8 protein-coding genes are annotated in these 6,214 nt (G+C 59.9%); 1 reads left to right on the top strand and 7 read right to left on the bottom strand.

The window, feature by feature from the left end; all coding sequences use genetic code 11:
• The 5 genes from tusB to fkpA all read right to left on the bottom strand — a co-directional run.
• A partial coding sequence (gene tusB / locus AC6BYQ_RS19140; protein WP_498057361.1) for a sulfurtransferase complex subunit TusB occupies positions 1 to 264 on the bottom strand: 264 nt, incomplete at its 3' end.
• A gap of 9 nt (positions 265 to 273) precedes the next feature.
• Positions 274 to 633 carry a sulfurtransferase complex subunit TusC gene (gene tusC / locus AC6BYQ_RS19135; RefSeq protein WP_063918427.1) on the bottom strand — a complete coding sequence of 120 codons (360 nt, stop codon included), beginning with the start codon at positions 631 to 633 and terminating at the stop codon, positions 274 to 276.
• 7 nt (positions 634 to 640) lie between these two features.
• Complete coding sequence (gene tusD, locus AC6BYQ_RS19130) at positions 641 to 1,030, bottom strand: sulfurtransferase complex subunit TusD (RefSeq protein WP_074056080.1); 390 nt, start codon at positions 1,028 to 1,030, stop codon at positions 641 to 643.
• Complete coding sequence (locus AC6BYQ_RS19125) at positions 1,030 to 1,752, bottom strand: helix-turn-helix transcriptional regulator (RefSeq protein ID WP_019456122.1); 723 nt, start codon at positions 1,750 to 1,752, stop codon at positions 1,030 to 1,032. Before AC6BYQ_RS19125 ends, tusD begins: the two co-directional genes overlap by 1 nt.
• 347 nt (positions 1,753 to 2,099) lie before the next feature.
• Positions 2,100 to 2,939: an FKBP-type peptidyl-prolyl cis-trans isomerase gene (gene fkpA / locus AC6BYQ_RS19120; RefSeq protein ID WP_019456123.1), complete on the bottom strand. Its 840-nt coding sequence runs from the start codon at positions 2,937 to 2,939 to the stop codon at positions 2,100 to 2,102.
• Positions 2,940 to 3,295: 356 nt separating this feature from the next.
• On the opposite strand from fkpA, the gene AC6BYQ_RS19115 reads away from it, so the two are divergent.
• Complete coding sequence (locus AC6BYQ_RS19115; RefSeq protein ID WP_019456124.1) at positions 3,296 to 3,523, top strand: protein SlyX; 228 nt, start codon at positions 3,296 to 3,298, stop codon at positions 3,521 to 3,523.
• A 15-nt stretch (positions 3,524 to 3,538) separates the two neighbouring features.
• Here AC6BYQ_RS19115 and AC6BYQ_RS19110 read toward each other — a convergent pair whose 3' ends face one another.
• Positions 3,539 to 4,711: a MalY/PatB family protein gene (locus AC6BYQ_RS19110; RefSeq protein ID WP_498057360.1), complete on the bottom strand. Its 1,173-nt coding sequence runs from the start codon at positions 4,709 to 4,711 to the stop codon at positions 3,539 to 3,541.
• A 1-nt stretch (position 4,712) separates the two neighbouring features.
• Complete coding sequence (gene nhaC, locus AC6BYQ_RS19105; RefSeq protein ID WP_063918411.1) at positions 4,713 to 6,152, bottom strand: Na+/H+ antiporter NhaC; 1,440 nt, start codon at positions 6,150 to 6,152, stop codon at positions 4,713 to 4,715.
• Between the last annotated feature and the right edge of the window lie 62 nt (positions 6,153 to 6,214).

The following is a 6,214-nucleotide window of genomic DNA, read 5'->3' as shown; positions in this document are numbered from 1 at the left end:
TTGTTCGGTTAATTCAACGAAGTGATTATAGCCGACGACAGTGATTTTGTGCGAAAAATGACCAACCAATCCCCGGGCTTCCAGGTCGTCCTGCAGCGCATAAAGGGATATGGGGGCGGCGAGCAGCAATTCAAGATGAGCGCTGCCGGCAAGGCCTGCCAGCACGCCATCCTGCAGCAGCAATAGCGCGTCGCCCTCCGCCGTCAGGCGCAGCAGCGCAGGCAGGTCACATTGGTTTGGCGAATGGCTCAGGGTATACAGCATCAGAGGATCCTAAAACGTCATCACGGTATCATAGCCGGCCAGTTCGCGGCGCAGTTCGTCCGGCGCCAGCACCTCGGCGTCCAGCACCCAATCGGTCACCTGGCCCAGCCCGCGCTCCTGCAGCGAAGCCTGGCACAGATAGCACCGTTCCACGTCATACAGCGGCAGCACGCCGAAGGTGGCGATGTAATTGCGCGCCAAAATTTTTTCCGGCTGTTGGCCCGGCAACAGCTGCAGCACGCCGTCACCGACAAAAAACACCCCTAGATCTTCACTGAGCGCCGACGTGGCGAGCAGCGCGTCCAGCCCTTCCCTGCCGCCGGCGCCGCCATGCGGCCCGTGGGTGAAAACAAAAGCGACTCGTTTCATCATATCCTCAGAACTGCACCAGACGGTCGCAACTCAGCGACGCTTCGGCCAGGGAACCCAGCCCGCTCAGGGTAAAACCGGGCTGCAGGTTGGCGTTTGCCAGCCCCTGTTGCGCCGCCTCCTGCTCGTCGGAGACGCCGCGGCGCAACGCGGCGGCCACGCAGACGTTGAGCGCCACGCCGTGTTGCTGCGCCAGCTGCGCCCAAGCGCGCACCAGATCGAACTCGTCGCTGGCGGGCGCGGTCAGTTGGTTGGCGTTCAGCACCCCTTCACGGTAGAAAAAGACGCTGGAAAGACGGTGCCCTTTCGCCAGCAAAGCCTGAGCGAACTGATAGGCGCTGCTGGCCTGCTGCGTGCCGTAAGCCGGGCCGGTGACCAACAGACAATAATCGAGCATCAACGGTCGCTTCCCGACAGATCGCCGCTCTTGAACTGGCGGATGTACAGATAGACGGTGTGTTTGGAGATATTCAGACGATCCGCCACCTGGTTGATCGCATCCTTGATGTCGAAGATGCCTTTCTCATAGAGGTTTAGCACCACCTGACGGTTCTTGGCGTTATTGGACACCGAGCGGTCGGCGTTCACCTCTTCGATGGTGAACTCCAGCGTCTGCGCCACCAGATCGTCGACGGAAGAGGCGAAATTCACCGACGACGGCACGTCTTGCGTGGCCGGCGGCATAAAGGTCTGCATGATCTGCGAGAACGGCACATCGAGGTTCATGTTGATGCACAGCAGGCCAATCACCCGCTGTTCGCGATTGCGAATGGCGATGGTCACCGACTTCATCAGCACGCCGCTCTTGGCGCGGGTGAAGTAGGCTTTCGACACGCTGCTGTCGTCGCCGGCCATGTCGTGCAGCATGCGCAGCGCCAGGTCGGTGATCGGCGAGCCGATTTTGCGCCCGGTGTGTTCCCCGTTGGCGATGCGCACCGCCGAACTGTTCAGGTCTTCCAGCGCGTGCAATACGATCTCGCAGTGGCCGCCGATCAGCATCGCCAGCCCGTCGACCACCGCTTCATAGGATTTCAGGATTTCATGATCCGTTTGAGTAAACGGACGTTCATTCAGCAAATCAAGTTCGCTGGCTTCGCTGGATAAAAGCGAATTCGACATCGAAGATACCACCCTCATAGATCGCCTGTGCCAGGGGGCGCAGCTAAAATCGCTCGGACCGGCTCGCGGCCGTCGTCAGACATGCGCAGCGCAGTTGGCTGAGATCGACATGAAGCGGCCGTGAACAATTTTAGGTACACGCCCTAAGGGGCAGACGCATGACTGATAAGTCAGAATTATTAGTCTAGCAAAGCGGCCGGAGCAAAGTCCTTGCGTTTGCGCGTGGTATTGACGTTAAGCCCGATGCCCGGCAGGCGTCAAGCGTTCAATGGAGAGAGAGGCGGCGGCGGCCGAAATGAAAACCGCCGCGGAGGGCATCCGCGGCGGTGGCAAACAGAGCGACGAGATTATTTCGCTTTGGCGCCTGCTTTCGCGTCAGCCGGTTTCTCGGCTTTAGCGTCGGCTTTCGGCGCCGCTTTCACGTCCAGCAGCTCAACGTCGAACACCAGCGTGGAGTTAGCCGGGATGCCCGGAACGCCGGTTTTGCCGTAGGCCAGCGCCGGTGGGATCACCAGCTTGATTTTGCCGCCTTTCTTGATGTGCTTCAGACCTTCGGTCCAGCCTGGGATCACGCCGTCCAGACGGAACGACAGCGGCTCGCCGCGGGTGTAGGAGTTATCGAACTCGGTGCCGTCGGTCAGGGTGCCTTTGTAGTTCACCACTACGGTGTCGCTGTCTTTCGGCGCTTCACCTGCGCCCGGCTTCTCTACCTGGTACAGCAGACCGGATTCGGTTTTCTTCACGCCTTTTTCTTTGGCGAAGCTGTCACGGTACTTGGCGCCTTTGGTTTCGTTGTCTTTGGCGTCCTGTTCCATCTTCGCCTGAGCGGAAGCCTTCACGCGCGCTTCGAAGCCCTGCAGGGTCTTCTCGATATCGGCGTCGTTCAGCTTGCTCTTGTTGGCAAACGCGTCCTGGACGCCGGCGATCAGCTGATCTTTGTCCAGCTTGATGCCCAGCTTCTCTTGCTCTTTCAGAGAGTTGTCCATGTAACGGCCGAGAGAGGCGCCCAGTGCGTAAGCCGCTTGCTCGTCGTCGTTTTTGAACTTGCCGGTGCTTGGCGCTGCTGCCGCGTCCGCTGGTTTAGCGGCTTCTGCCGGTTTGGCGGCATCGGCTGCCATGACCTGGGTCGCATTCAGAGCAAAAGCCATGGTGGTTGCCAGAAGCGTGACTTTAAACAAAGATTTCATCCATTTCTCCAGTGTCTGAAGCAATGCCCCAAACAATCATTAGGTAAGATAACCGGGCTACTATAGCTGCCTGAAACAAAACAAAACAGTCGCACAGGTAACCAATCGAGTCAAAGTGTGACTCCCACTTTGCCAAGAAGTTTCCCATCCCGCGCTACTCACATGATAAATCAGATTTTTCTTGCAGAATATTCGGCGAGGTTAGCAAAAAACGGCATATCGAGCGCATAACTTTTCAGCACTTTACACTGCCGACCGCAACGTTGCGCGCCGACCAGAGAAATAGCGCGAGCAAACCCGGCGCCAGCTGTTACCATAGCGCCGAATCAGGATTTTATCGCGTCAGAGGTAGCCTCATGCACAATCACGACATTCAAGGTCTGTTACAGCGGCTTGAAGAACTGGAAAGCCGTCAGGCCTTTCAAGAGCTCACCATCGAAGAGCTCAACCAAACGGTCATTCAGCATCAAATGGAAATGCTGAAGATGCGCGAACACCTGCGCATGTTGACCGACAAGCTGCGTTCGACCCAAACCTCGATGATCGCCTCGCAATCGGAAGAAACACCTCCGCCGCACTATTGATAGCCCGCCATGCGCTCATTTCAGGCGCGCCAGCCCGGCGACGGCGCGCTCGAGATACTGGCGCGGGCATCCCAAATTGATGCGAATGAAGCCGCTCCCCTGCGGGCCGAAACCGCAGCCCATCGACGGCGCCAGCTTCGCCTCCTCCACCAGCGCTCGCTGCAATTCCGCATCGCTCAAACCCAGAGCGCGGCAATCCAGCCAGGCGAGATAGGTTCCTTCGGCCCGGGTCAAGGTGCACCAGGGGGCGGCGGCCGCGAGCGCCTGCGCAAACCAGCGCCGATTTTCCGCCAGATAGCCGAGCAACTCGTCAAGCCAAACCGCGCCACGTTGATAAGCCGCAGTCGCCGCCACCATCGACAGCGCGTTGAACACATCCAGGCCGTGAGCGTTCAGTCGATCGACAAACGCCTGCCGCAGCCGGGCGTTGGGGATCAGGAAATTCGAAATGCGCAGCGAGGAGAGGCCAAAGGTTTTGCTGGCGGACGTCGCCACAATCACCCTTTCGCGATAGTCCTCGTTCAGATGCAATACCGAGGTAAACGTCTCGCCGGGCAGCAGCAGGTCGGCCCAGATTTCATCGGAGATCACCGTGACGTCGTGGGCGTGACAAAGCGCCATTAACCGCTCCAGCTCATCGCGGGTCCAGCAACGGCCGGTCGGATTGTGCGGATTACACAACAGCAGCAGCGGCGGCTTACGCTGCGCCAGGCAGGCGGCCAGCCGGTCAAAATCTATCCGGTATCCCTGCGGGGTTTCCTGCAGCGGATTTTCAAGCACTTCTCGGCCGTTCATGGTGATTATCTTGGCGAACGAGCCATAGTACGGCCCCTGCACCACCACGCCGTCCCCCGGCTGGCTGAGCAGTTGGATCAGCATCGCCAACCCGGGCACCACCCCTTCAACCGAGGTGAACCACTCGCGCCGCAGCGGTAAATCGTGCCGCCTGGCGAACCAGTCGATCGCCGCCTGATAGTAGGCGTCGTCGCGCTCGCTGTAGCCAAAGACGCCGTGTTCCACCCGCTGATGCAGCGCCTGCTGCACCTCCGGCGGGCACGGAAAGTCGAAATCGGACACCCACATCGGCAGCAGCTCGCTGCCGTCCAGTTGCAAATAGCGGTCGATGAAGTCCCACTTCACGGAGCCGGTGTTGTGACGGTCGATAATGGCGCTGAAATTAGTCGTCATGTCAGGCTTCCTTACGCTGCAAATCGTTCTGAGGCTGGAGTTTGGCGATACCGAAGCCGGTGAAGCCATAAATCAGGGCGAACACCACCGCGGCATAACATTGAATCGCCCACGGCAACAGATCGAGCGTGCTCACTCCCAGCGTGGTCGCCATGTAGATGCCGGCGGCCGTCCACGGGATCAGCGGTTCAATGACGGTGCCCGCGTCCTCGACGGTGCGCGACAGGTTTTTATTGTCCAACCCCATGCGACGATAGGCCCCTTTGAACAGCTCCGCCGGGATCAGCAGCGCCAGCTTGCCGTCGCTGGTCGCACCGGTCACCAGGATGGTGGTGGCAACGGTAGCGGCGATCAGTTGACCGGTGGTGTGCACCACTTTCAGCAGTCGGCTGATGATCACCGTCAGCGCGCCGGTCAGCGTCAACGCGCCGGCAAAGGAGAAGGCGCAGAACACCAGCAGGATCGTGCTCATCATCGAGAACATGCCGCCACGGTTAAGCAGGCGCGGCACGTCGGCGACGATCCCCTCGACGTTGTGGCCTTGGGCGGCGAACATCGACAGATTGAAACCGTCCATCAACGCATTCAGCCCCTGCTGCAGGCTAAAGCCCTGCAGCGCGACGCCGATGGCGATCGCCAGCGCGCAGGCGGCCAGCATGACGGGGATCACCGGCCGTTTGGTCACCGCGCCCCACAGCACCAGCACCGGCGGCAGGATCAGCAGCAGATTGAAATGGTACAGCCCCTCGAGCGCGCTGACGATTTCGGTCACTTTTTCCGGCGTAGCCACGCTGGCCACCGCGCCGGTGTGCCCGGCGATCAGGTACACCACGGCGGCCAGGATGAAGCTCGGCAACGTCGTGTACATCAGATGCTGGATATGGCTGTAGAGATCGGTATCCGCGACGATGGCCGCGAAGTTCGTCGAGTCGGACAGCGGCGAGATTTTGTCGCCGAAGTAAGCGCCGGACACCACCGCCCCGGCCGCGGCGGCCAGCGGCACGTCCAGACCTGCGGCCACGCCCATCAGCGCCACGCCCACGGTGCCGGCCGCTCCCCAGGAGGTGCCGGTGCATACCGAGATCACGCTGGTGATGAAGAACGCGGCGATCAGAATATATTGCGGGCTGATCAGCTTCAGCCCCCAATACACCATGTAAGGGATAGTGCCGCTGATCATCCAGGTGCCGATCAGCCCGCCCACGCAGATCAGGATCATGATCACCGGCATGGCCTTCGCCAGTTTGGCCACGATGGCCTCGATGATGTCGTCCCAACGATAGCCTTGCCACCAGGCCAACGCGGCGGCGATAGCGGCGGACACCAGCAGCAGCGGTTCAATGCGCAGGCCAAACTGGCCATAGCCGATGATGAGCAGCAACAGCATGGCCACAATCGGCAGCGTCGCCAACCCAAGGTTGAGCGTTTTCTTATTATCCATATACGGCTCCTGTTGAAGATGGGGTACTGCAACAGCGTAATGGCTTCGATAACCGGAGGATG

This window comes from Serratia sp. LTN-2, assembly GCF_059740205.1.
Note: the sequence above shows the minus strand (reverse complement) of the source record. Positions and strands in the feature narration are given on the sequence as shown.